This is a genomic window from Flagellimonas allohymeniacidonis, from assembly GCF_004296335.1.
GTDB lineage: Bacteria > Bacteroidota > Bacteroidia > Flavobacteriales > Flavobacteriaceae > Flagellimonas > Flagellimonas allohymeniacidonis.
In genome coordinates this window covers 972,920-996,535 of record NZ_SGIU01000001.1, presented here as the reverse complement: position 1 = coordinate 996,535, position 23,616 = coordinate 972,920, and the positions used below count along the sequence as shown (strand labels likewise).

23 protein-coding genes and 1 other RNA gene are annotated in these 23,616 nt (G+C 42.4%); 9 read left to right on the top strand and 15 right to left on the bottom strand.

Translation table 11 applies throughout. The features are described from left to right. The first annotated feature begins 10 nt into the window (after window positions 1-10). Window positions 11-652, top strand: a complete 642-nt coding sequence (locus EW142_RS04445; protein WP_130612484.1) for a protein-L-isoaspartate(D-aspartate) O-methyltransferase — start codon at window positions 11-13, stop codon at window positions 650-652. On the opposite strand, the gene smpB is transcribed toward EW142_RS04445, so the two are convergent. Further along, window positions 649-1,110: an SsrA-binding protein SmpB gene (gene smpB, locus EW142_RS04440; protein WP_130610212.1), complete on the bottom strand. Its 462-nt coding sequence runs from the start codon at window positions 1,108-1,110 to the stop codon at window positions 649-651. The genes EW142_RS04445 and smpB overlap by 4 nt on opposite strands. Before the next feature lie 81 nt (window positions 1,111-1,191). Here smpB and EW142_RS04435 point away from each other — a divergent pair, with 81 nt between their 5' ends. Further along, window positions 1,192-1,935 (top strand): DUF6503 family protein, encoded by a 744-nt coding sequence (locus EW142_RS04435; RefSeq protein ID WP_130610209.1) that lies wholly within the window; start codon window positions 1,192-1,194, stop codon window positions 1,933-1,935. Here EW142_RS04435 and EW142_RS04430 read toward each other — a convergent pair. The 3 genes from EW142_RS04430 to clpB form a co-directional block, all read right to left on the bottom strand. Next, window positions 1,932-2,462 (bottom strand): SixA phosphatase family protein, encoded by a 531-nt coding sequence (locus EW142_RS04430; RefSeq protein ID WP_130610206.1) that lies wholly within the window; start codon window positions 2,460-2,462, stop codon window positions 1,932-1,934. The two genes, EW142_RS04435 and EW142_RS04430, sit on opposite strands and share 4 nt — an antisense overlap. A 106-nt stretch (window positions 2,463-2,568) precedes the next feature. Further along, window positions 2,569-3,171: a TetR/AcrR family transcriptional regulator gene (locus EW142_RS04425; RefSeq protein WP_130610203.1), complete on the bottom strand. Its 603-nt coding sequence runs from the start codon at window positions 3,169-3,171 to the stop codon at window positions 2,569-2,571. Between the two features lie 126 nt (window positions 3,172-3,297). Beyond that, window positions 3,298-5,898, bottom strand: coding sequence for an ATP-dependent chaperone ClpB (clpB, locus tag EW142_RS04420; protein WP_130610200.1), 2,601 nt, complete (start codon window positions 5,896-5,898; stop codon window positions 3,298-3,300). 142 nt (window positions 5,899-6,040) lie between these two features. Here clpB and ytxJ point away from each other — a divergent pair, with 142 nt between their 5' ends. Beyond that, window positions 6,041-6,430, top strand: a complete 390-nt coding sequence (gene ytxJ, locus EW142_RS04415) for a bacillithiol system redox-active protein YtxJ (RefSeq protein WP_130610197.1) — start codon at window positions 6,041-6,043, stop codon at window positions 6,428-6,430. 30 nt (window positions 6,431-6,460) lie between these two features. Here the strand turns inward: ytxJ and EW142_RS04410 are convergent, their stop codons facing one another. Continuing rightward, a complete protein-coding gene (locus tag EW142_RS04410; RefSeq protein ID WP_130610194.1) occupies window positions 6,461-7,645 on the bottom strand; it encodes a hypothetical protein in 1,185 nt (394 codons plus the stop codon). A gap of 246 nt (window positions 7,646-7,891) precedes the next feature. Between EW142_RS04410 and EW142_RS04405 the strand changes: the two genes are divergently transcribed. Next, entirely contained in the window at window positions 7,892-9,166 is a 1,275-nt protein-coding gene (locus EW142_RS04405) for a serine hydroxymethyltransferase (protein WP_130610191.1), read from the top strand. A gap of 44 nt (window positions 9,167-9,210) precedes the next feature. Here EW142_RS04405 and EW142_RS04400 read toward each other — a convergent pair whose 3' ends face one another. From EW142_RS04400 to EW142_RS04370, 8 genes are all read right to left on the bottom strand, one after another. Next, window positions 9,211-9,867 (bottom strand): hypothetical protein, encoded by a 657-nt coding sequence (locus EW142_RS04400; RefSeq protein WP_130610188.1) that lies wholly within the window; start codon window positions 9,865-9,867, stop codon window positions 9,211-9,213. Between the two features lie 164 nt (window positions 9,868-10,031). Continuing rightward, entirely contained in the window at window positions 10,032-10,709 is a 678-nt protein-coding gene (locus EW142_RS04395) for a response regulator (protein ID WP_313790902.1), read from the bottom strand. Between the two features lie 12 nt (window positions 10,710-10,721). Further along, a complete protein-coding gene (locus EW142_RS04390; protein WP_130610185.1) occupies window positions 10,722-12,818 on the bottom strand; it encodes a tetratricopeptide repeat-containing sensor histidine kinase in 2,097 nt (698 codons plus the stop codon). 205 nt (window positions 12,819-13,023) lie between these two features. Then, window positions 13,024-13,188: a hypothetical protein gene (locus EW142_RS16675; RefSeq protein WP_165395222.1), complete on the bottom strand. Its 165-nt coding sequence runs from the start codon at window positions 13,186-13,188 to the stop codon at window positions 13,024-13,026. 138 nt (window positions 13,189-13,326) lie between these two features. Continuing rightward, entirely contained in the window at window positions 13,327-14,061 is a 735-nt protein-coding gene (locus EW142_RS04385) for a LytR/AlgR family response regulator transcription factor (RefSeq protein ID WP_130610182.1), read from the bottom strand. A 130-nt stretch (window positions 14,062-14,191) separates the two neighbouring features. After that, on the bottom strand, window positions 14,192-15,748 hold the full coding sequence (locus EW142_RS04380; protein WP_240740157.1) for a hypothetical protein: 1,557 nt from the start codon (window positions 15,746-15,748) through the stop codon (window positions 14,192-14,194). Beyond that, window positions 15,745-16,140, bottom strand: a complete 396-nt coding sequence (locus EW142_RS04375; protein WP_130610179.1) for an acyl-CoA thioesterase — start codon at window positions 16,138-16,140, stop codon at window positions 15,745-15,747. The genes EW142_RS04380 and EW142_RS04375 overlap by 4 nt, the downstream gene beginning before the upstream one ends. Continuing rightward, complete coding sequence (locus EW142_RS04370) at window positions 16,141-17,211, bottom strand: glutaminyl-peptide cyclotransferase (RefSeq protein WP_240740156.1); 1,071 nt, start codon at window positions 17,209-17,211, stop codon at window positions 16,141-16,143. 75 nt (window positions 17,212-17,286) lie between these two features. On the opposite strand from EW142_RS04370, the gene ffs reads away from it, so the two are divergent. The 4 genes from ffs to fsa all read left to right on the top strand — a co-directional run bounded on the left by ffs (window position 17,287) and on the right by fsa (window position 19,457). Then, an RNA gene (gene ffs, locus EW142_RS04365) (signal recognition particle sRNA small type) lies at window positions 17,287-17,385 on the top strand. 59 nt (window positions 17,386-17,444) lie between these two features. After that, window positions 17,445-18,254 (top strand): SDR family oxidoreductase, encoded by an 810-nt coding sequence (locus tag EW142_RS04360; RefSeq protein WP_130610176.1) that lies wholly within the window; start codon window positions 17,445-17,447, stop codon window positions 18,252-18,254. 32 nt (window positions 18,255-18,286) lie between these two features. Beyond that, complete coding sequence (locus EW142_RS04355) at window positions 18,287-18,706, top strand: hypothetical protein (protein ID WP_130610173.1); 420 nt, start codon at window positions 18,287-18,289, stop codon at window positions 18,704-18,706. 94 nt (window positions 18,707-18,800) lie between these two features. Then, a complete protein-coding gene (fsa, locus tag EW142_RS04350) occupies window positions 18,801-19,457 on the top strand; it encodes a fructose-6-phosphate aldolase (protein WP_130610171.1) in 657 nt (218 codons plus the stop codon). Window positions 19,458-19,515: 58 nt separating this feature from the next. On the opposite strand, the gene EW142_RS04345 is transcribed toward fsa, so the two are convergent. Next, window positions 19,516-20,898: a TlpA family protein disulfide reductase gene (locus EW142_RS04345; protein ID WP_130610168.1), complete on the bottom strand. Its 1,383-nt coding sequence runs from the start codon at window positions 20,896-20,898 to the stop codon at window positions 19,516-19,518. A gap of 165 nt (window positions 20,899-21,063) precedes the next feature. Between EW142_RS04345 and EW142_RS04340 the strand changes: the two genes are divergently transcribed. Continuing rightward, window positions 21,064-22,701 (top strand): ABC-F family ATP-binding cassette domain-containing protein, encoded by a 1,638-nt coding sequence (locus EW142_RS04340; protein WP_130610165.1) that lies wholly within the window; start codon window positions 21,064-21,066, stop codon window positions 22,699-22,701. On the opposite strand, the gene EW142_RS04335 is transcribed toward EW142_RS04340, so the two are convergent. Then, window positions 22,698-23,420: a hypothetical protein gene (locus EW142_RS04335; protein WP_130610162.1), complete on the bottom strand. Its 723-nt coding sequence runs from the start codon at window positions 23,418-23,420 to the stop codon at window positions 22,698-22,700. The two genes, EW142_RS04340 and EW142_RS04335, sit on opposite strands and share 4 nt — an antisense overlap. Window positions 23,421-23,616 lie beyond the last annotated feature (196 nt).

The window sequence follows — 23,616 nt, the reverse complement described above, 5'->3', positions numbered from 1 at the left end:
GACCAAAAGCATGAAAGATACGCTAAAGCATAAGGGGATGCGCAACAAATTGGCGCAGGTTGTAGCCTCCAAGGGCATTCAGGATGAAAACGTTTTAAACGCGATTAAGGCCGTGCCGCGACATCTTTTTTTGGATAGCAGTTTTGAGGACCATGCCTACCAAGACAAAGCTTTTCCCATTGGTGCCAGTCAGACCATTTCCCAACCTTACACAGTTGCTTTTCAAACAGAGCTATTGCAAGTAAAACCCAACGATTCCATCTTGGAGATAGGAACAGGCAGTGGTTATCAAACAGCTATTCTATTGGAGCTCAAAGCCAAAGTTTATACCATTGAGAGGCAAAAGGAACTGTTTAAAAAGACCAGTTTGTTTTTCGATAGGATGGGATACCGTCCCAAAAAAGTCATTTTTGGAGATGGCTACAAAGGACTCCCAAAAATCGCTCCGTTTGACGGGATTATTGTCACAGCAGGTGCGCCGAAAGTACCCAAAGCGTTGTTATCGCAACTTAAAGTAGGAGGTAGGCTTGTGATTCCGGTGGGAACTGATGAGCAAGTCATGACCTTGTTCATTAGAAAATCGGAAAAGGAGTTTGAAAAGCAGGAACTGGGCCTTTTTCGCTTTGTCCCTTTGTTGGAAAACAAAAACTAGTTGTTGAAGTTCTTTTTGATTCTGGAAAGACTGCGTTTGCTTTCGCGGTCCTTTATGGTTTCCCTTTTGTCATATTGTTTTTTCCCCCTTGCCAATGCAATGTTCATTTTGGCCAACCCCTTTTCATTGATAAAGAGGTTAACGGGAACGATCGTAAGCCCCGAAGTGGTAACCTCCTTTCGTAGTTTTCGCAACTCTTGTTTATTGAGCAACAGTTTTCGCTCTGCCTTGGGTTTATGGTTATAGTGGCCGCCATGGCTGTACTCATCAATCTGCATATTGATCACAAACAACTCCCCCTTTTCATTGAACTCGCAAAAACTTTGGGAAAGCGATGCCTTGCCCAGTCGAAGGGATTTAATTTCCGTACCCCCTAAAACAATGCCAGCTGTATAGGTTTCCAAGAGCTCATAATCGAACCGGGCCCTTTTGTTTTTTATGTTGATGTTTTTCTGCATGAAGGGCAAAAATAGAAACTCTTCCCTAAGAAAATTGTAATGTTGTGAACCTTTTTACGATTATCTATGAAACTAATACCAATGAAGAAACTACTTTCTTTCGTACTACTGGTGTTCTTGATCTCTTGCAAACAACAGCCAGAACCTGCTATGACCGCCCAGAAAATCGTTGACTCCTCAATTCAAGATAGTGGCGGGGAGTATTTCAGAAATCATGAAGTGTCTTTTTTGTTCAGGGACCGAAAGTACATTTCAAAATATGACGAGCAGGGCAAATCGCTGGAGCGCTATACCTATCTGGATTCCATAGTTATTCGAGATAAAAGAACAAACGAAGGTTTGGAACGATTCATCAATGACAGTCTTATTGCACTGCCGGATTCCATAGCCAGAAGATACTCCAATTCAGTAAATTCGGTTCACTACTTTGTGAAGCTGCCATATGGTCTGAATGACAAGGCGGTGAATAAAATCTTACTCAGTGAAGTAAAAATCAAGGATAAGGACTATTATAAGATCAAGGTGACCTTTGACCAAGATATGGGCGGTGAGGATTTTGAGGATGTGTACCTCTATTGGTTCAACAAGGCAACTCTAAAACCTGATTATTTGGCCTATGATTTTCGCGTGAACGGCGGGGGACAACGTTTTCGAGAAGCGTATAACGAGCGTTATGTGGATAGTATACGCTTTGTGGATTACAATAATTATAAGCCAAAAACCAAAGGGACCGACATTTTCGAAATAGACCGCTTGTTCGAAGCAGGAGAACTGGAGTTACTTTCGAAAATCGAACTTTCCGAGATAGAAGTTAAACCTAATTAGTCAATTTTGAGGCGGATGGAAGTAGGCTCGTCATCTATAAATCGAACGATGAAAAGGCTGCTATTGTCCGTGTCTTCCATTTGGGGATATAGCTTTTTCCCCAAGAGTTGATTCACAAAGGTAGGAGTGGTGTTACTGTGCCCAACGACCAGTACATTTTTACCCGCATTGGATTGCTTAAAGGTCTCCATATCTACCGATGATGGGTCGTAATATTCGATTTCAATTTCTTTTTTAACCGAGGTGGGTGCAGCAGTCATCGAAGTCCTTTCATATCGCGTCGAATAAATGGCGTCCAATTCAATGAGGTCGAAGACCTCTGCCCATTTTATGGCCCGGTCCAATCCATCTTGGTTCAATTCAGGGTCTTTGTTTTCTGGGTCCGTGCGGTCCTTTTCAGCATGTCGGATGAGATAAAAAGTGGAAATCACTGGATCAACGACCTCCGTCTTTTTGTCTTCGTTACAGCCTGTGGTAACCAACAAACAAATCGACAATATAATAAAAGCTTGAAAGAACTTGCGCATATGGGAAATCAATGGTTATTGCTTAGATGTTCAGCATTTTAAAAGTAATCTTTAATTTTTATTTTCCTAATGGTCATCTGAATTCAAAATCATTCATAGACAATGCTCATTTCAGTTTTTCAATCTCAGAATTGACCAAGTGCTCAAGATACGCGATGGTGTTCACCAAGTACTTTCTATCTCGGGTCATGGTCGCCATGGCAATGGCCCCTTGCAACATGGTAAAAAGTTGTTTGGCAAATTGAAGCGGAGGCACGGGTAATCGAATTTCTTCCGCATTTACACCATTTTCCAATACCAAGGCAATTTTGCCCTCAATTTCCTTAATGGTTTCCTTAACCGCTGCAGAAAGGAGTTTATTGTTGTTTTGGGCATCCACACCAACGTTCAGAATCGGACAACCTCCAAAGGGTAGGGTGAACACATCATATTGACGGTAAAAACGAATAAGGGAAAACAGTTTGTCCAAGGCCTGACCCGGTACATCAAGTTTTTCGTCGATTATCGAAAGCAACTGATTTTGATTGTATTGAAAAGCTGATAGGGCGAGGGCTTCTTTATTCTCAAAATTCCCATAGATGGCCCCTTTGGTAAGTCCAGTAGCTTCCGTAAGGTCGCTCATGCTGGTGCCCACATATCCGTATTTATTAAAAATTGGAGCTACCGTTTCAATAATGTAGGCGGTGGTTCTTTCTGCTTTTTTGGCCATGTTGGTTCAGGATGGTCTGGTCTTAGGCTAATATATAAAAAAGATATACTGCATGGTATTTTAAAAAAGATATGCCCCCACTTTTAACAAAATAGGGGCATATTTCCACTATGAATTTAAGCTTATTTATTTTACCAGCTCGTTTTGATTTCTAAAAACCAAGCTATCGTCAAAAGAATCGAGCAGCACAATACTATCTGCTGTTATTTTGCCGGCAAGCAATTCTTTTGAGAGGTTGTTCAGCACCTCTTTTTGAATCAATCGCTTAACAGGTCGCGCACCAAACTGGGGATCGTACCCTTTTTGGGCCAAGTAATCAATAGCCTCTTCAGTGGCATCCAAAGTAATGTGTTGCTTAGCAACCAATTTTTTAAGCTGCTCCAATTGTAGACCTACAATGTCTTTAATGTTGGCTCTCGTCAATGGCCTGAACATTATGATATCGTCAATCCGGTTTAGGAACTCGGGCCTGATGGTCTGTCGTAACAAACCCATTACCTCCACACGGGCAGATTCAGCTGCACTATCCAAATCCACAGCATCCTCAAACTTTTCTTGAATGATGGGACTGCCCATATTACTGGTCATTATGATAATGGTGTTCTTAAAATCGGCCACTCTGCCTTTGTTGTCCGTAAGTCTTCCGTCATCCAATACCTGAAGAAGGATATTGAAGGTGTCTGGGTGTGCCTTTTCAATTTCATCCAAAAGCACGACCGAGTAAGGCTTTCTTCGAACCGCCTCCGTCAACTGTCCGCCTTCATCATAACCCACATATCCGGGAGGGGCTCCCACCAATCTACTCACCGAATGGCGCTCTTGGTACTCACTCATATCGATTCGGGTCATGGCATTTTCGTCATCGAAAAGGTAGGCTGCAAGAGTCTTGGCCAATTCGGTCTTACCAACACCAGTATTACCCAAGAAAAGGAATGAACCAATAGGCTTTTTAGCATCCTGTAACCCAGCCCTGCTTCTTCGAATCGCATCCGATACCGCCTCAATGGCCTCTTCCTGGCCCACCACTCTTTTGTGAAGAACTTCTTCAAGCTGAAGCAGTTTCTCGCGTTCGCTCTGCAGCATTTTGGTAACAGGGATACCGGTCCATTTGGCAACCACCTCGGCAATGTCCTCATTGGTCACTTCTTCCTTGATCAAGGTTCCGGCACTTTGCTGATCAGCCAATTCTTGATGCAACTTTTCAAGTCGCTCTTGGGCCTCTTTTATTTTTCCATACCGTAGTTCGGCCACTTTTCCATAGTCTCCGTTGCGTTCAGCACGTTCCGCTTCCAGTTTGAAGGTCTCAATATCTTGCTTGGTTTTCTGAATGTTGTCCACAACGGTTTTCTCACTTTCCCATTGGGCAAAGATTTCGTTGCGTTCTTCCTTAAGATTGGCCAACTCCAAATTCAAACTTTGCAACTTGGCCGTATCGTCTTCACGTTTGATGGCTTCAATCTCAATTTCAAGTTGCATGATCTTCCGGTCAAGCACATCGAGTTCCTCAGGTTTGGAGTTAATTTCCATTCGAAGCTTCGAAGCAGCTTCGTCCATAAGGTCAATGGCCTTATCCGGTAAAAACCGGTTGGTAATGTATCGCTGTGAAAGCTCCACTGCTGAAATTACAGCCTCATCTTTTATACGCACCTTGTGGTGTGCCTCATATTTGTCCTTGATTCCTCGCAGAATGGAAATAGCACTTTCCGTATCAGGTTCATCGACCACTACTTTTTGGAAACGCCTTTCGAGTGCCTTGTCCTTTTCAAAATATTTTTGGTATTCATCCAATGTTGTGGCACCAATGGCCCGAAGTTCACCTCGGGCAAGCGCTGGTTTCAAAATATTGGCCGCATCCATCGCACCTTGACCTCCTCCGGCGCCAACTAGGGTATGGATTTCATCAATAAAGAGGACGATTCCCCCATCTGCTGAGGTTACTTCCTTAATTACCGACTTTAAGCGTTCCTCAAACTCACCTTTGTATTTGGCTCCGGCTATCAAAGCACCCATATCCAGTGAATAGATAACCTTATCCTTGAGGTTTTCGGGTACATCACCTTGCACGATACGGTGGGCCAAACCTTCCGCAATGGCTGTTTTACCCACACCAGGCTCTCCCACTAGCATGGGGTTGTTCTTGGTTCTACGGGATAGAATTTGCAGCACCCTACGAATTTCCTCGTCCCTACCGATTACCGGATCCAACTTTCCGCTATCTGCCAGTTCGTTAAGGTTTCTTGCGTACTTGTCCAAAGAGTTATAGGTGTCTTCAGCGCTTTGCGAGGTGACCTTGCCACCTTTTCGAAGCTCTGCAATGGCAGCACTTAAATCTTTTTCGGTTACCCCTTGATCTTTTAGGATTTGGGCGATTTTGCTTTTGGATTTAAAAATGGCCAAGAGCAAATGCTCGATTGAAACATATTCATCGGATTGCTTTTTGGCAATGGCACTTGCCTCGGTCAGGGTTTTTCCAGCTTCACGGGAAAGCATGATCTCACCTCCAGAAACTTTGGGAAGGCTTTCCAGTTCCTTGTCTAGAATTTGACCGACCAAAGCAATGTTCACATTCAATTTCTTAAGAATGAAGGGAAGCACATTTTCATCGACTTCTGAAATGGCCCTGAATAAGTGCTCATTTTCAATCTGCTGATGGCCAAAGCCTTGGGCAATTTGCTGCGCCTGCTGAATGGCCTCTTGTGATTTTATGGTAAAATTGTTGAAATTCATTTTCATTATTTTTCTCATCAGGTTCAACAACCTTACCAAGTGGGGGAAAGCGCCAAAATGTCTGGAAATGCTTGAAAACACAGGACATTTCGTCAGCTGTAAGCTTTTCAAGACTTCCCGACAGATGTATTAAATTTATGCTATGGGATTATTCGACAGTGTTTTTGGGAAGCGGGATGAGACAAATAAGGAAGTACAGAAAGTACCTTGGATTCCACTGACTTCTTTAGATCAATTGGATGAAATTGTGCAAGAGTCCGACTCTCGACCACAGCTTATTTTTAAGCATTCGACCACATGCGGCATTAGTCGTATGGTTTTGAATATGTTCACCGGCACTTACAATCTTGGTGATGATGTGGATATTTACTTTTTAGACCTACATCAGTACCGTGATGTGTCCAACGCGGTGGAATCCCAATTGGGATTGATCCATGAATCCCCACAATTATTGGTAATTAAAAACGGGGAGATATCGTTCCATGCCTCGCATGGTGCCATAGCCGATATCGACCTTAAGGAATACGTATAAAAAAAGGCCCCTTACTGGGGCCTTGTTGTTTTATTGAAATTGTTGTTGACGAACAATGTTCTTTAGTCGTGCCTTTAAATCCTCTCCGGCATCGTACACCATTTGTTCGTTGGTTGGGAATGGCACCGCGGCCAAATCCAATAGTGCAACCAAATCGTTGTCCAATGCTCTTCGGTCCCCTTTGTAATTGGCATATATGTGCTCAAAGACAAATTCGGAGGATAGGGGATAGGAGTTCACCTCTTGACCACTGTCCAAATCCGTGATGCTAACCTTGGCCCCAATTTGGGCACTCTTGAACTGTGTAAACTGATAAAAGTTACACTGCACGGTTCGCAATCGGTCCACTTTAATACGGTTGCCCAAACTGTCTTTCACGGCATTTCCGTTTTCATCCAGCAGGTACTCATAACCGTCCTTGATCTGTTTCTCCTTAATAATTTGGGTCTCGTTCACTCTTTCCGGAGAAATATTGATTTCTCGAAACCCAAGGTTCAAGGCATAGTCATACTTCATGTTTGCCATGGGGCTGGAGTGGAACTTAGTCCAAAAGTTATCGATTCCAAAGGTGTTGAAGTCCAACAACTCCTCTTCCAAACGTTCTGGAATCACCTGTTCGGTTTCGTTTTCAATTTGAACTTTCACATAGTCCAATCCTTTTTGATAGGCCTCGTCCATTTTTTCAACGGTATCCTTAAAACCAGGGCTTAGCTCTTGCAGATATTGGAAATCGTTATAGGCATTTCTATAGTCTTGCTTATATTTTGCCGATTTCAACAAATCTGAGGCATTGACGTACAAATAGTCGGACAGGTCATCCTTGGTTTCCAAGATGGCATTGTCGTAGTTCATAAATCGAAAATTGGCATCCCGTCCCTCATCGTTGATTCTTAAGGGCATCAATGGTCTTATCCGATTTTGAATATTTTTAAGCTGTACATATTTGTTGTAGATGGTCTCCAAATTGGACGGATTTCCATCTTGCTCCAGAAAAGTGATCTGCTCTTGCTCTCTCTGCGCATTTTTGGCAAAGGCATCTTCAAGCAATACAATGTATGCCTGATTTCCCTTTCTTGTCTTGTTTTCAGCTAAGTTCTTAATGGCCTTGTTCATGGCGGCCATATAGTTGCCACTGTTTACGGCCTCTTGGGTCTTTTTGACCCCGCCGCATGAAAAGAGTAGCAACACAACGCTATAAAGTACTAGTTTTTTCATGTCTTTGGTTTTATGATTCTTTAGATAGATTTTCAACAGCCGTGCCAAAAACCTACTTAGTATTAACGATTTAGGTTGAACGGTAGTATATAATCGATGAAATACTATATTTTTCTCGGATTTCGGGAGAAACCGGCCTTCACCAAATTGTTGATTTTATTTTGATAACATCCCTGCTCGAAGTCTTTTTTTTACGAACTATTTTATGACCAATTCGTACTTTTGAAACTTCTTAAAATAGACCGAATGCAAAGAGATACTGCAATTTTTGACCTTATCGAGCGTGAGCGCCAACGACAAATTGAGGGAATTGAGCTAATTGCCTCTGAAAATTTCACAAGCCCCCAGGTCATGGAGGCCGCCGGCTCTGTTTTGACGAACAAATATGCGGAAGGATACCCGGGGAAAAGATACTACGGAGGTTGTGAGGTAGTAGATGAGGTAGAGCAGCTTGCCATTGACCGGGCCAAAGAGCTCTTCGGGGCGGTCTATGCCAATGTACAACCACATTCGGGGTCACAGGCCAATGCAGCGGTATACCATGCTTGTCTGCAACCGGGCGATACCATTTTAGGGTTTGATCTCGCCCATGGTGGACATTTGACCCACGGTTCTCCCGTGAATTTTTCTGGAAAACTTTACCGCCCAGTGTTTTATGGAGTTGATGAGGAGACAGGTACTTTGAACTACGATAAAATTCAGGAAATTGCAGATAGGGAAAAACCCAAATTGATCATTGCTGGAGCTTCTGCCTATTCCCGTGATATGGACTTCGCACGATTTCGTGAGATTGCAGACCGTGTAAATGCCATTCTATTGGCAGATATTTCGCATCCTGCGGGTTTAATTGCCAAAGGCATTCTTAAAGATCCCATTCCGCACTGTCATATCGTAACCACTACCACGCATAAAACATTACGTGGGCCTCGCGGGGGGTTGATTTTGATGGGAGAGAATTTTGAAAATCCTTTTGGAATTCGTTTGAAGAATGGAAACCTGAGAAAGATGTCGGGCTTGCTCGATCTTGCTGTTTTTCCTGGAAATCAAGGAGGCCCCTTGGAGCATATCATTGCCGCCAAGGCCATCGCATTTGGGGAGGCATTGACCGATGACTTTCTGCACTATATGTTGCAGGTGAAAAAGAATGCCGACGCCATGGCCAAGGCTTTTATGAAAAGAGAATACAAAGTCATTTCTGGTGGCACCGACAACCACATGATGCTTATTGACCTGCGCAATAAGGGCATCACGGGCAAAGATGCCGAAAAGGCGTTGGAGGATGCCGGCATTACTGCCAACAAAAATATGGTTCCCTTTGATGACCAATCGCCATTCATTACTTCAGGAATTCGATTTGGAACACCGGCCATTACCACCAGGGGATTGGTGGAAGAAGATATGGAGACCATTGTTGGGTTAATTGACGAGGTAATCAATGATTCTGCCAATGAGGCAAATATCACTGCCATAAGAAAAAAGGTCAATGAGTTAATGCGTCATCGACCTTTGTTCAATATGTAATGGTGTGTGGGTGTTCTTAGGTTAAGCCTAAGGTGAATATATTGTTAATCCAACAAAAAGAAATTCTCCTTTTGTAGTTCTTTGGAGTCCAAGGAGTATACCATTACATCATGGTTGGTCTCATCATCAAAGTAAAGCCCCCAGTGCTCATAATAGTTTCTTCTTGCTCCAGAAAATTTCGTAATGTTCTGTGATTTGTCTTCAAAGACCGGAACAAAAACCTCATAGGGCATTTCCGTAAGCCCTTTGGTGATATACACAAAATGTTCGCTCATCTTTAAGATGATACTCCGTAATTCTTCGGGTATACTGTAATCTTGTACACGACTGATCACTATGGCCGTGTCCCTAAAATGAAGGGAAAGTTCTTCAATGTCAATCGCGTCATTGTTGGCCATGCACAATTGCTGGAACGCTTCATCAAAGGAAGATTCTTGCAAAGTGTGGTTTTCCGTGGCGGAAAAACCGCCCCAATTTCCATTGTTGAAATGGTGCAGGCTCTCTGTGAACCCAAAATTGCAATAAATGTCAAGAATCAAATCGGTTTTTCCTTTCTCGATATGGTAACTGCATTGCACTTTTACCTCCGCAAAAAAATCCTTCTCCAAAACCCTGACAAATTCTTCCAACCCCTCGGTATAGACAAAAGTCCTAATTCCTTTCAATGGGAAATTGTCTTCGTTTTTCTTTCGTGCCGGCATGTTCTTCTGGTTAAATGGTCCGTACTATCAAAAGTAAAACGAAACTTTTTCTTGGGATTAAAGGAAAACCTTAAAAATTCTGGGGGTTTCCTACTATTTGGGCACTTTTTTCAGGAAAAATTGACCATTTGTGCTAAAAAGCTTACTAAAATGGATTTCTAACTCTAAATAAATCCTCGATTTTTGGCAGCTAAAATGAGTGCAAGATCGTTTTCATTTTCCGTTCCGAAAAGAGACTTTAAATGTCGCTTTCTGTTCTCGATGGAAGAGGGGGAAAGTTGTATGAATTTTTCCAAATCCTTGTTCTTGGTTCCAATCGATAAATGATACAATATCTTTTTGTCCTTTTCATCCAAGCTGATATTGTTGGTCATTTTCTTGCGAATGGCACTCAACGCTTTTGAAGAGTAATAGGGCGGGTTAAGGGTCACCGTTTTCACGGCATCTTCCAAGGTTTTTGGATCAATATCCGTTTTGATCAGATACCCATCGGGGTCAACGGATTTTAAAATACTGTTGATTCGGTAGTTATCACTGAACGACGACATGTACACAATCTTGGTTTCGGGCACCAATTGCCGCGCCAAAATTCCCAAATCCTCGCCCGTATTGGGTTGGTCCTCATTGGGTGGGTACAACTGGACATCCAAAAACAAAATGTCGTAGCTGAAGGAATTTATGGAATCCTCGATCATTTTTTTGCCCAACTCATAGGTGTTGGCGGTATCCACAATAATGGAATAACCTTCAAAAACGATACGCTCAAGGATAAACTTATATCCGAGCATGGTCATTTCATGGTCGTCGATGGCTAAGATTCGAAGTGTTTTAATTTTGCTCATTTTAGTAGGTATTTAGGCTTTAATAGTTTCTGAACTTCCTGCTGTTTCTTGCGGTTCGCTTCGTTTGGTATATGCTATGGGAAAGGTGATCACCAAAGTGGTACCCTTTCCTTTTTTACTGTCAATATTCAAGGTGCCGTTAACTTTCTTCACCCTCGATATAATGTTGCGAAGCCCAATGCCACGCTTTCCTTTGTTGATGTCGAAGCCAATACCGTCGTCAGAGATACTGAGTTTCAGTTTATTTTCTTCAACTTCAAAGTTCACCAATGCATTTTCACTTTGTGAATGCTTCACACTGTTTTGCAAAGCTTCTTGTACAATGCGGTAGGCATTTATTTTTAGGTCGCCTTCAAGTTCGTCCCATTCCAAATGGGGGTCGTATGTAAAGGAGCATCCAATCCCCGAAGAAGTTTCGATATTTTGTATCATTTCCTCGAGGGAGACAATAAAATTAAAAATTTTCTGGTAGGAAGAATCACTAAGTTCGTGTGAAATTGTTCTTATTTCTTCTTCCACCCCTCGCAACCTTTCAATAAGTTGGCCCCGGTGCTCTACGGAACTCTCGTCGTCTTTTTCGTTTAAGCCACTGAGAACCAAACGAATGCCCAGCATTTCGCCCAATATACCATCGTGCAGTTCTTCAGAAATGCGTTTCTGCTCCAATTTTTTGCCCTCTTCAAACTTACCCTGTTGCGAAAGCATAAGGTTATAGATCTCTTGATTGCTCTCTTGCTGTTTTTGCTGAAACTTGAGCCGGTTGTTGCTGATGCGCTGAGAGATTATCGTAAACAAGGCAACCCCCAAAAGTAGAAGACCAATGGCAATGCCCCCGTATATTTGTTTTTGGCGTGTCAATATTACATTTTCTTCAATGACCTCGTCGGTCTCCAGCCGAATACGCGCAAACTTGTCCCGTTCGGTGCGCTCCTCTTCTTTGATCTGTTCACTAAGGTCAAAATAGGCGGTAGAGTAGGCCACGGCATTGTCTTTGTCCAAATTGGTGAGGCTACGCAGCACTTCCAAAGAGCGATCGTTGTTTGACATTTCTTCTGCAATTTGACGAGCCTCCTTAATATAGTTTAGACCCTTTAGGGTATCTCCTTGGGTAATCAACAATTCTCCATAAAACTGTTTGGCCCGGCCCTGGTCGTCCAAGTCGCCTATGCTATCATTAATATGTATGGCACGTTCGTATTGTCGATTGAGTTGTTGGCCAGTTACCCCAGTTTTGGATTGAGCAAAAGTTTGGCTTACCAATGCTTTTGAATAAAGACTTGGCCTAGATCTAAAAAGCGTTTCTTCGGCCAATAACTTCTTATAAGAAACTATGGCCTGATTATATTTTTCTTTTTTTACAAGGACGTGAGCTATATTATTTTGGTTTTGCCATCTATACCTATTAATATTTGGAACGTTCAACTTGGCAATAAGCGCTCCGGCCTTCATATAATATTCTAATGCTTTGTCCCTGTTTTTCTGACCATTAGAGATGATCCCTAGCTGGTTATAGCTGTTGTACAACCGTCTTTTATCACCTAAATCATCAAAAATCTTAATAGCTTTTACCATGTTTACTTCTGCTCCTAAGTAGTCCTTAAAATCGTCTTGCAAACGCGCCATACCATATAACATTCTGGCTTTAAGGGATTGCGAAGTAGAATCCACAGGTAATTTTGAAAAACTATTATAGGCCGCTCTGTAGTGGTAATAGGCACTATCTTTTTTGTCATTGTTTCTTAAGAACGTTCCCAAGTCCCAATGTGACTCCCCTAAAGTTCTAAAAGCATTTCTATCGTTTGAGAGCTCCTGAACTTTAAGGTTGACCTGGCGGAAAAGTGAAGAGTCTTTAAGTCGGGAGCTAATTAGCGAAACCTGGGAAAGATTGGTTAGATAATTGGAATCTTTTTCGAACTGATTTAAAAGAACCAGACCTTTATTTAGATATTCTTTACGTTGTTCCGAAGATAAAGCAGTACTGTCCCTGGCAATCCGCAACTGTTCCAGTGCTTGGGTAATTGCAGGGTTGGTTGGGGCCTGAACCTCGGTTTGCCCTTTGTTGCAAGAACAAAGAAGGATCAGCACAAGTATGTTAAGTATTTTTTTCAATGGCGTTTGGTTGAAAAATAGGTCAAAAACCTATTTCTTTTACTACAAGGTACTAAAAAACCCCAAATCCTTAAATGAGAGGTTTGGGGTTATGTCTTAATCCGAGAAGTAAACCTTCCTCGGTTATATTTTAAGTAAATCTTACTGTCTTGTAAAAGATAAAAAAGGGATATAATTTAACATTTACAAGAAAATACTTAACTATTTACTGTCTGTCATCATCCATTGGGTCGTCACCATCAACAGCGTTGGATTTTGCATCAATGGTCTCAAAAAGGCTTTCGGTTTCTTCAACATTGGTCTCTGCCTCACAAGAAAATAAACCTAGGGTGAACACGGCCATGGCAATAAGGGTAAATACTTTTTTCATAATAAATAAGTTTTAAAGATTAAGTTAGCTTTCGGGGCCGAAGTTATTTACCCGACGAAAGTTCACGCCCTCTGGCCGACACATTTTAGTAACTGACCGCAGTCTATTAGTAATTGGCCCGGTTCTGTTAGAATTGTGTTAATTTACCGCCCGAAGTGCCGTTTTGGATAGGATTTCTTTGAGCAAATCTACGCGCTCGCGGTACTTTTTAGAAAAGGGAATGGTGGTATCCGTAGGCTTGCGAAGTGTGCACATCGACTTACCGTAATTAATACGGGCCACGTACCTGCTGTTCAAAATATAACTTTGGTGAATGCGAATAAAGCCATCGGGCAATCGCTGCTCAAAAGACTTAAGGGTTTTAAACGCGCTGATCACTTCGCCATTGCGCATAAAAAAGTCTGTGGCGTTGTTATCCGATTTAAGGTAAAGGATTTCTTTGGTGTCCAGATACCTATAATCATTATAGGATTTGAGACAGATGGTGGACTGTTTGGAATCTTTTGGGTGCAATTTGCGCAAACGGAAGATGGTCTTGCGGATATCGAACTCGTTATGGGGCAATATCCAGTAATCGAAAAAACCACTTTTTATGGCGTTGTATGCATAATTTTTTGAATTGGAGTAGCCAATGATTAACGGAAGGGCACCCATATAATGGTTCAATTCGCTTACCATTTGAAAATAGGAAACGCTATCTTCATTGAGGTTGATCAACACCACATCGGGACCAAATTTGAGGATGGTATTTAGGCCCTCAGTTGGACCATGGGCAGAACCTGCACAGACCAATTCCTCATACTCTTCCAAATACACTTGTAATTGTAGTCGTGAGGTTGCGTCGGAATCTATTATGGCATAGCTATAATCCATACGTAAATTGCTGGTTGCAAGTTACTAACGGATGAAAAAAACCCATTAAAGATTTCCCTTAAAAAAATTAGGGGTTTCCCTCAAAATCGCCCTTTTTTTGTTAAAATGTAGATATTTTCTTTCTCAAATGTCAGTTAGAAGACATGTATTCGTAGGCACCAATGTCGGAAGGCGATATACGATCGCGACCCAAAATGTCTTGCGGAAGGGGAGGAAGAAGGTCATTTTTGCCTTGGTCAATGGCCTCTGAATCGGGCCCGATTTGAAGGTTGTTTTCGAAGGGCATTTCAAAGTCCATATCCCCGTTCAAAATTATATTTTGATAGTTGGAAAGGTTTTCCAAATTATAGAGCGGATTGCCCTCAAAAACACCTGCGGTATCATTGAACTGAAGTGTACAGTTCTCAAACAGAAAGTTGAAAGCGGCCGCTGGATTTTGTTGAAGGGAAAGTTCAACCTGAACACTGCCATCGATAATGCAATTGGTGAAATTGGCCTGTTGTAGGTCTTCAGCAACAACTTCTCCGGAAGCATTCTGCCCAAAATTGTCCAAGGCCAGGGCAGGACCGCTTCTAAAACCATTGTTCCAATAATTGGCCAGGGTACAGTGCACCAAGTTGTAATTGCCGCCCAAATTTCCGTGGAAGGAGATGTTACCGGCACCCCCAAAAACGGAGTTCGCCGCATTAATGGTTGCCGTGGTGGCCCAAAGGTTGGTATCGAGACTGTTATAAATTTGACTGTTCTGTAAGGTCAAGCTGGGCACTATGGACGTAGCGTTGCCTTCCACCCGTAGGCCCACGGTGGCATTTTTAAGGGTAAGGTTCTGTATGGAATTGTCGATGCTTCCCTCACGAATCCAAATAGTGCCCCATTGCCCGGGCGTATCGGCAAAGGAGGGCTCGAGCCGGTCCCCTTCAAAAATCACTTCGTTTTCCAAAAGTTCTTGGTCTTCGCTCAGAGTACCATTGACTTGCATGAGGGCACCGGCATCCACCATAATACCTGAATTATTGTGAAAGTGTACCCGGGCCCCGGCATCGATCGTGAGGACACTGCCGTTGGGCACGGCGGCATAACCGTAAATTACATAAGGCTTCTCATTGGTGAAGTTGAGCTCGTCAAAGTCCAGATAAAAGCCTTCAATTCGTATTTCATTGCCCTCCTCATCCAAGCCAATGGGGATGGTTTCCACAAGGCCGTCGGCATCGGTAGCAGGATACAGAAAAACAGCATCCTTCACCAAGGTCACGAGTTCCACCGATTGCTGGCCTGCACCTTCACCGAACAAAATTCGGTCGGTGTTCAAAAATTCAAGCTCTCCGGTGGGTGCCACATCAAAAGTGGTTTCCACAAAAACAAAAAGACTGTCGTTTGCCAAAAGGGGGATATTGGAGAATTCTTTTCCGGCCTCGCCATCCACATTTAGGCGATAACTGCTGCTTTGACCATTTTGAAGCCCCACAAAAGGGATGGCGATATCCTCATTGAGCCGGTTATATACCTTTAAGGTATAGGTGGCGCTACCGATATTGGTAAAAACTGTATCTAAAAAAACGGTATCCTTGGAGAAGCGAAGGTTGCCCGAATTGGACTCAAACTCAAAATCGTTCCTGCATGAACTCCAGCAGAGCACCAATACGAGTCCGAAGATTGCAGAAATCCAGATTTGGGGACAACGTTTCACACTTTTTCGAATAGGGTTGTTACGGCTTCCGGTACTCTTTTGGGCCTTAGCGTTTTTGCATCCAAAAGACACCAGTCTGTAGTAGCTTTAACTAAAAGTTGGTCGGTTTTATTGTCATGTATTTCTACTATCCGTGTTGAAATGGGTCCCTTGTTTTCCTTAATAAAGGTGGAGAGTCGCAAAGTGTCATCCAATTTTGCTGATTTGTGATACACAATGTCGTGCCGGCGCACCACCCAAATCATGTCCTTTTTCATTTGGGCATTTGCAGCGTGGTTCCAATGTTTTTTGGACATTTCCTGCACCCATTCCACATAGCGTACGTTGTTCACATGGTCAAGTTCATCAAGGTCTTTGGGGGCAACTTTTCTATGCTGTTCGAATACCTGCACCTATTGTTTCTTCATGATTTTAACCTCAAAAAGCTTGTCCCAATTTTTTCCGGTCACAAAAAAGGTTTCCCGTTCGGGGTGGTAGGCGACCCCATTGAGCACGGAGTTTACGTCATCCCATTCTTCACCACGGTTTACCTTGCTTTTTAGGCCTCCAAAGTTAATTACCCCTTCAATGGCCCCTGAGGTGGCATCGATGATCATCATGCTTTCCTTTTGGTACACGTTCGCGTAGATTTTTCCATCCACATATTCCAATTCATTGGCCTTGTTGAAAATGGATTTGTTGGTCACTGTTTCTATGTGGCCAACCTCCTGCATGGATTCGGGATCTAAAAACCAGATTTTCTCGGTCCCATCGCTTTTGTAAAGTTGTTTTCCGTCATTGCAAAGACCCCAACCCTCGCGGCTCTCACCATAACTGAAGTTCTGGATTTTTTCTAAGGTATTGGGATTGTACACATAGCCCAAACCGCTTTGCCAGGTCAAGAGGAAGAGCTTGTTATTGAGAAGGGTCAAGCCCTCTCCAAAAACAGTTTTGTCCAAATCAATTTTTTGGAGCACTTCTCCTGTTTCATATTTTACCTTTCTTAAAGTGGATTTTCCCCTTTGGCCAGTGCTTTCGTAAAGCAGGTCGTTGGCAAACTCCAATCCTTGGGTATAGGCGCTGGGATCATGGGGATAGGTGTTTACAATTTCATAGGTGTAGACCTCAGGTGCGTTGGCCGACAACAATCGAATTTTCTTTTCTATCTCCACCGTTTGTTCCTCAAATAGGATAGAGGCTTTGATCACCTTATTTCCAAGTTTTTGCGAAATCAGAGAGATTTTGCCGTTGTTTACGGGCAGTTCCTCGCCGTCCATAAAGTAGGTGACTTTTTGAATGTCGAGATTTTTTTTGTTTTTGATGGCAATCCCGATTTCCTGCCCTTGCTGAATATTTTTTTTCTTGCCCTCCAGTTGGATCTCAAAAAGTTTTGAAGCTTCTTCATTGCCACCGCAGGCTAAGAAAAAGAGAAGGAATCCGGCAGTTATCATCAATTTCGACATGGTACTGTATACTTGTTTCATGATGGACATTATTGCCCATCGAAATTAAGAATGAATTAGGATTGCGACAAATTTAAAAGGTCGTATATTTGCATTTGGCAAGTCCTACACGACCAGCTCCTGCAAAATCCCCCAGGGCGGGAACGCAGCAAGGGTATGTGGTCGTAGCGGTGCGATGTAGGTAGCTTGCCTTTTTTTGTTTCCCTATTTTTGCGATTCCAAACGCATTTCTTTCAATAAATAAGGGTATACTGATGGACTATAAGGTTGTTTTGATCACGGGCGGTTCTTCCGGAATTGGAAAATCTATCGGCACGTATTTAACGGCCAAGGGTCTTAAGGTATACGGAACCACACGCAACAAAGACAAATACCCGGATTTTAATGCCTTCTCACTGCTCACTTTGGATGTAAAGCAACCGCAAAGCATTCAAAAAGCGGTTGATGCCGTCCTAAAAAAAGAGGGCAGACTCGATGTTTTGATCAACAACGCTGGTGTGGGCATTACCGGACCCATTGAGGAAACTCCGCATGAAGAAATTTTAAATGTGTTCGACACTAATTTCAATGGTCCTGTCCATATGATCAAGTCCGTTTTACCGCAAATGCGAAAGCAGGGTGGGGGACTCATCATCAATATCACATCGATTGCCGGATATATGGGCTTGCCCTACCGGGGATTTTATTCGGCCTCAAAAGGTGCGTTGAATGTGCTTACAGAGGCCTTACGAATGGAAACCAAGGATTTTGGAGTACGTATTGTAAACGTGGCCCCGGGGGATTTTGCGACCAACATAGCCGCAGGGCGCTACCATGCTCCCGTAAAGGAAGATTCTCCATACAATCTTCCGTATTCCAAAACACTGCAGTCCATTGATGACCATGTGGACTCCGGGGGAGATCCCATGGAAGTTGCCAAAGCGGTTTATAGGGTGATGCAATCCAAAAACCCGAAACCACATCGTCCTGTGGGAGCATTTTTGCAGAAATTTTCCTTGACATTAAAGAAAATATTGCCCGACAAAGTGTACGAAAGACTTTTGCTCAACCATTATAAGCTATGAGGTGATGGCATGTTTTTTGATGCTTGAAAAACATGGAGAAAAGTTTACGATTATTCAAGATTTGCATTGCGGCCTCATTCGCCTTCATTTTTTATGGATGTGACGAGATTTTTGAATGCGTTTTTAACATCAACCCAGAGATCCATCAAAAACAGTTGCTCGTGGGAGTGGTCGGTGAACGATACAGCGACCTAATAACCGCAGAGATAAGCAACGAGGTCAACGATAATGATTACGACTATTTTTTTGATGTCATTGGAGAACTCCCTCCAGGGATTTTTGTTGACTTCAATAGAAGGTCTGTAGAGCTTTTTGGAATCCCTGAGGAATCGGGGAATTACCGATTTCAGGTGGAACTCTTTGTCGAACGATTTGACTTCAACGGATTTGATGGCAGCCCAACCTGTTCTGAATCCACCGTGCGTTCGTTTACGCTACAGGTTTTGGATTAAGTATACGTTTATTTTACATCATTTTGGATGCATAGGATTCTTAATGTTGTAAATTAGCAATGAATTGGATTACAAATCTAAATAGCTAAAACGTATGAAATTTTTTATCGATACAGCGAATCTTGATCATATTCGCGAAGCCCAACAATTGGGTGTATTGGATGGGGTTACCACAAATCCATCGCTTATGGCCAAGGAGGGAATTACCGGACGGGACAACATTCTAAAACATTACGTGGATATCTGCAACATTGTTGATGGGGACGTTTCTGCCGAAGTGGTGTCCACCGATTTTGATGGAATGGTCAAGGAAGGAGAGGAATTGGCAGGACTTCACGAGCAGATTGTGGTGAAAGTTCCCATGATCAAGGAAGGTGTAAAAGCATTGAAATACTTTTCGGATAAAGGTATCAGAACCAATTGCACCTTGGTCTTCTCTCCAGGACAAGCATTGCTGGCAGCCAAAGCAGGAGCAACCTATGTTTCTCCGTTTATTGGTCGATTGGATGATGTGTCCACTGATGGGTTGAACCTTATCGGTGAAATACGTTTGATTTATGACAACTATGGCTTTGAAACGCAAATATTGGCCGCCTCTGTGCGTCACACCATGCATGTGATAGACTGTGCAAAACTCGGCTCTGATGTGATGACTGGGCCACTTTCTGCCATTGAGGGATTATTAAAACACCCACTGACCGACATTGGTTTGGAAAAATTCCTGGCCGATTACCGCAAAGGGAATCAATAGAAGATTCTGATAAAAAATGTGAAGGGACCTTGAATCACTGATTCGAGGTTTCTTTTTTTTAGAAGGATTTGTAAAGGTTGGCGAAGGCATCCACGATGAGAGTGTCCTTTGTAATGACACATTTGTTCAGCCCATCGACTATCATGCCCATTTGCACTTCCTTAAAGTCATCTCCCCTAAATTGATGGGACTTTTTTAACCCGTATTCATCCAACATGCCGAGCCATTGCGGATGCGTGGTGCGAAGACTGATGCCCACAAAATTGTGCTCGGGGTATTTCTTTTCCAGTTTAGCCACATGCTTAATAACATTTACAAAATGTCTTTTCTGTGTGCCTGTCCAAAAGTAAAATACGGTATTTCCTTTTTTGCTGATTTCCTTTATGGAAACCACTTGGTCATCAACATCCCGAAGTTTCAAATCAGGGAGGGCCTCGTTGGGCTGCAGACGTTGGATGCCGCTGTAGAGCATGGCAATCTCATTCTTGTGGTCTTCGTTCGTGGAAAGCGCTTGAAATTTTTCAATAAAAATTTTACAGTCATTATTTGACTTGTGCTCGGTGAGCAAATAATCCATGGCGATGTTTCGGAACAAAATGTCCCTTAGTTCTGATTCCTGAACCAAACTATCAACCAGTTTCAATTTATGTTTATTGAAATGCAAGTGGTCCATTTTTGCATCCTTCGGCATTCCGCAATGCTTCATGCAGGTCATGTATGAAAGATTGCCAAAATGATATTTCATAAAGTCAAAATAGGGCCTAAAATAGGCAAGGTCCCTATTGTTAAGGTCCATGTCCGACCTGTACTTGTAAAAACTGTCGGAAAGCTCATGAATGGTCTCTTCGCCTGTTTTCTTCTTGTGGTAAAAAGGATATTTTTCTTTGTAGATATAATTATTGTAATCAATGGAAGCCTTCGCCATTAAAAAGACTCTTTCGGTCAAATCATTTTCTTCGACCAGTTCCTCCAAAAGTGAAATCTTCGTTGTACGCAGGGAATCAATCTTATGGCTGAACGTATCGGGGTCGAGTTTATAGTACTCATAAATCATAGATTCCTCTTCCTCATGCGCCAGAAACATCTCGATCAAAAAATTGTTGATGGAAGAACCTTTGCCCGAGAAAACCAACGATTCATCAAACTCAAGAGTGTTCAAACGAATAAGGATGCTGTCACCTTCCTGAAGGTAGACGTATTGTAATTCTGGGCTGTGATCAAAATGGTATAGACCTTCCTCTATACCCTGGAGGTTAAATGAAAAGTGGTGATTTTCATTTAGCTTGGCCGAATCAATGACCATATCATCCTTATAAAGAACAACGTAATCACTGGTTGGGTTTACGATTTCACCAGTAAGAACAATGGAAGGGCATTCTCCGGATTTTTCGGAACACGCCAAAACCAGCATTAGGGAGAGGCTGAGTAAAAGTCTAGTCATACAAGGGCTCCATCATTTACAATCTACAAAATTAAAAATACCTGAGGGACATCTTGTTAATGACGAGTTAAAAGTTGTAAAACACTGTTTTTGTGATGTTTAAATATGTGTTTTTAAATTAGTAATAAGTATTCCTTTTACCTATTTTTGCCGAAAATTTAGCATATGTTATCGGTATCCAATCTTTCGGTACAATTTGGCAAACGCGTTTTGTTTGATGAAGTGAACGTAACCTTTTCAGATGGAAACTGTTACGGGATTATTGGAGCGAATGGCGCAGGAAAATCGACCTTTCTCAAAGTGCTATCGGGCCAAATTGATCCTACTTCGGGCCATGTGCACTTAGAGCCCGGAAAACGCATGTCCATTTTGGAGCAAAATCACAATGCCTATGATGAAGTTCCGGTTTTGGAAACCGTTGTTATGGGGAATAAGCCCCTTTTCGATATAAAAAAGCAAATTGATGCCCTTTATGCCGACTATAGCGACAAAAATGCTGAAAAAATAGGGGAACTGCAGGTGCAGTTTGAGGAGATGAACGGCTGGAACGCCGAAAGTGATGCGGCCGCACTATTGTCCAATTTGGGAATTTCTGAAGACCTTCACTATACCAATATGGCCGATATGGATTCCAAGCTAAAGGTACGGGTGCTTTTGGCCCAGGCCCTTTTTGGAAATCCAGATGTGTTGATCATGGATGAGCCTACGAACGATCTGGACTACGAAACTATTAACTGGTTGGAAAACTTTTTGGCCAATTATGATAATACGGTCATCGTAGTATCGCACGATAGGCACTTTTTGGATGCCGTGTGTACAAGCATCGCCGATATAGATTTTGGAAAAATCAATCTGTTTTCAGGGAACTACACCTTTTGGTATCAAAGTAGCCAGTTGGCGGCACGCCAACGCGCCCAACAAAACAAAAAAGCTGAAGAAAAAGCCAAGGAGCTTCAAGAGTTTATTCAGCGGTTCAGCGCCAACGTAGCCAAAAGCAAGCAGGCCACATCAAGAAAGAAAATGCTCGATAAGCTTAAGATAGAGGATATCAAACCTTCAAGTAGAAGATATCCGGCCATCATTTTTGAAAGAGAGCGGGAGGCGGGAGATCAAATATTGAATGTGGAAAAACTTTCTGCAACTTCTGAAGATGGAGATTTGCTTTTTAGAGGGGTGGACATCAACCTAGCCAAGGGTGACAAAGTCGCGATTATTTCAAAAGACTCTCGTGCCACTAGCGCTTTTTACAATATTATCTCAGGAAAAATAAAAGCAGACCAAGGTTCTTATCAATGGGGGGTGACCACCATCCAATCCTATCTACCTGCGGATAACTCGGAGTACTTCACCGGGGATATCAATTTGGTGGATTGGCTTCGTCAATGGGCCAAAACCGAAGAGGAGCGCGAGGAAGTCTACATTCGAGGGTTTTTGGGCAAAATGTTGTTCAGTGGGGAAGAGGCCCTGAAAAAGAGCACCGTACTTTCAGGCGGTGAAAAAGTGAGATGCATGTTGAGCCGAATGATGATGTTGCGTGCCAATGTTTTGATGTTGGATGAACCCACCAATCACTTGGACCTGGAAAGTATCACAGCATTCAACAATTCGCTAAAGAATTTTAAAGGGACCGTGTTGCTCACAACGCATGACCACGAGTTCGTACAGACGGTTGCCAACAGAATCATCGAACTTACCCCAAAAGGTACCATCGATAGATATTTGAGTTTTGATGACTACATGTCCGACAAGTCCATCAAAGAGCAGCGAGAGAAAATGTACGGCGCAGTACCTGTTTCCAACTAAGCATTAAAGTACTTACTGTTCCAAATAGCTGGATTGAAGTTCTTGCCCAAGGCAAATCCGTAGAAAATCACCACAGAGGCAATGCACTTGAACATAAAGAAATAAATAATCCAGAACTCGGCAGAGGAATCGTTTTTCGAAAACAAACCCGAAGGAACCATCAAGGTAACCAGGTAACTTATCAAAAGCGTGAACACGGTGAGGTTCACAATACTCTTAAACGGCCAGACCAATAATTTCCGCAAGGGATGAAGGTCATTTCCCCATTTATGGATGAGGTAGAAATAATCGTTGCCAATTGGGGCAAAAAGTAGCGGATCATCTTTATCCTCCAACTTAAACAGCTTGGAAGGTGCCATTATTTTGAACCCTTCTATCTCGATATGGTGTTGATTCTCAAGTTGCGTGATTTTTTCAAAAGCGGTGGCAGGAATTTTACCCTTGAAGTATCTGGAATCCAAAAAGCGAAGTCGGTAGTCGATGCAGATTTTTTTTATCTGATCGATATGATAGATTTTTTCGGTTTCCAATAAATCGAAAACAAAATCATTGCCAGGTGTATGTTTTTTGGAACCTAAGGTTTCAGAAATTTTCTCGGTTCTCCGTTTTTCCCGATTTAAAATGTGCTGAACCTGAGCAAGTATTTTTTCCTCTTCTTCCTTCGAGTAATTTTTGAGATGTTGTAGCTTTCTTTCAATGTTGGTTTTTTGAAATATCATTTTCTTTTTTCTTAGCAATTACACCAAAGTTAATGATTTGGATTTCCTATTGGAAAATCTATTTTTCGCAAAATTGTTAACGTTTTGTTAAATACAAACTTTCTTGGCGTCAAATCGGGTCGAATGCCCAAAAAGGTGTATCTTATCGACGTTTTTGACACTTTATCGTAAAAACACGCTTTGAACATTAAAAAAT

Coding starts and splice junctions, on each gene's coding strand:
- EW142_RS04360 (WP_130610176.1), top strand. CDS start 17,445: ATGGACTATAAGGTTGTTTTGATCACGGGCGGTTCTTCCGGAATTGGA.
- EW142_RS04355 (WP_130610173.1), top strand. CDS start 18,287: ATGGAGAAAAGTTTACGATTATTCAAGATTTGCATTGCGGCCTCATTC.
- EW142_RS04345 (WP_130610168.1), bottom strand. CDS start 20,898: ATGACTAGACTTTTACTCAGCCTCTCCCTAATGCTGGTTTTGGCGTGT.
- EW142_RS04400 (WP_130610188.1), bottom strand. CDS start 9,867: ATGCCGGCACGAAAGAAAAACGAAGACAATTTCCCATTGAAAGGAATT.
- EW142_RS04385 (WP_130610182.1), bottom strand. CDS start 14,061: ATGGATTATAGCTATGCCATAATAGATTCCGACGCAACCTCACGACTA.
- EW142_RS04410 (WP_130610194.1), bottom strand. CDS start 7,645: ATGAAAAAACTAGTACTTTATAGCGTTGTGTTGCTACTCTTTTCATGC.
- EW142_RS04430 (WP_130610206.1), bottom strand. CDS start 2,462: ATGCGCAAGTTCTTTCAAGCTTTTATTATATTGTCGATTTGTTTGTTG.
- ytxJ (WP_130610197.1), top strand. CDS start 6,041: ATGGGATTATTCGACAGTGTTTTTGGGAAGCGGGATGAGACAAATAAG.
- EW142_RS04395 (WP_313790902.1), bottom strand. CDS start 10,709: ATGAGCAAAATTAAAACACTTCGAATCTTAGCCATCGACGACCATGAA.
- EW142_RS04335 (WP_130610162.1), bottom strand. CDS start 23,420: ATGATATTTCAAAAAACCAACATTGAAAGAAAGCTACAACATCTCAAA.
- clpB (WP_130610200.1), bottom strand. CDS start 5,898: ATGAATTTCAACAATTTTACCATAAAATCACAAGAGGCCATTCAGCAG.
- EW142_RS16675 (WP_165395222.1), bottom strand. CDS start 13,188: ATGAAAAAAGTATTTACCCTTATTGCCATGGCCGTGTTCACCCTAGGT.
- EW142_RS04425 (WP_130610203.1), bottom strand. CDS start 3,171: ATGGCCAAAAAAGCAGAAAGAACCACCGCCTACATTATTGAAACGGTA.
- smpB (WP_130610212.1), bottom strand. CDS start 1,110: ATGCAGAAAAACATCAACATAAAAAACAAAAGGGCCCGGTTCGATTAT.
- fsa (WP_130610171.1), top strand. CDS start 18,801: ATGAAATTTTTTATCGATACAGCGAATCTTGATCATATTCGCGAAGCC.
- EW142_RS04445 (WP_130612484.1), top strand. CDS start 11: ATGAAAGATACGCTAAAGCATAAGGGGATGCGCAACAAATTGGCGCAG.
- EW142_RS04340 (WP_130610165.1), top strand. CDS start 21,064: ATGTTATCGGTATCCAATCTTTCGGTACAATTTGGCAAACGCGTTTTG.
- EW142_RS04435 (WP_130610209.1), top strand. CDS start 1,192: ATGAAGAAACTACTTTCTTTCGTACTACTGGTGTTCTTGATCTCTTGC.
- EW142_RS04405 (WP_130610191.1), top strand. CDS start 7,892: ATGCAAAGAGATACTGCAATTTTTGACCTTATCGAGCGTGAGCGCCAA.
- EW142_RS04370 (WP_240740156.1), bottom strand. CDS start 17,211: ATGAAACAAGTATACAGTACCATGTCGAAATTGATGATAACTGCCGGA.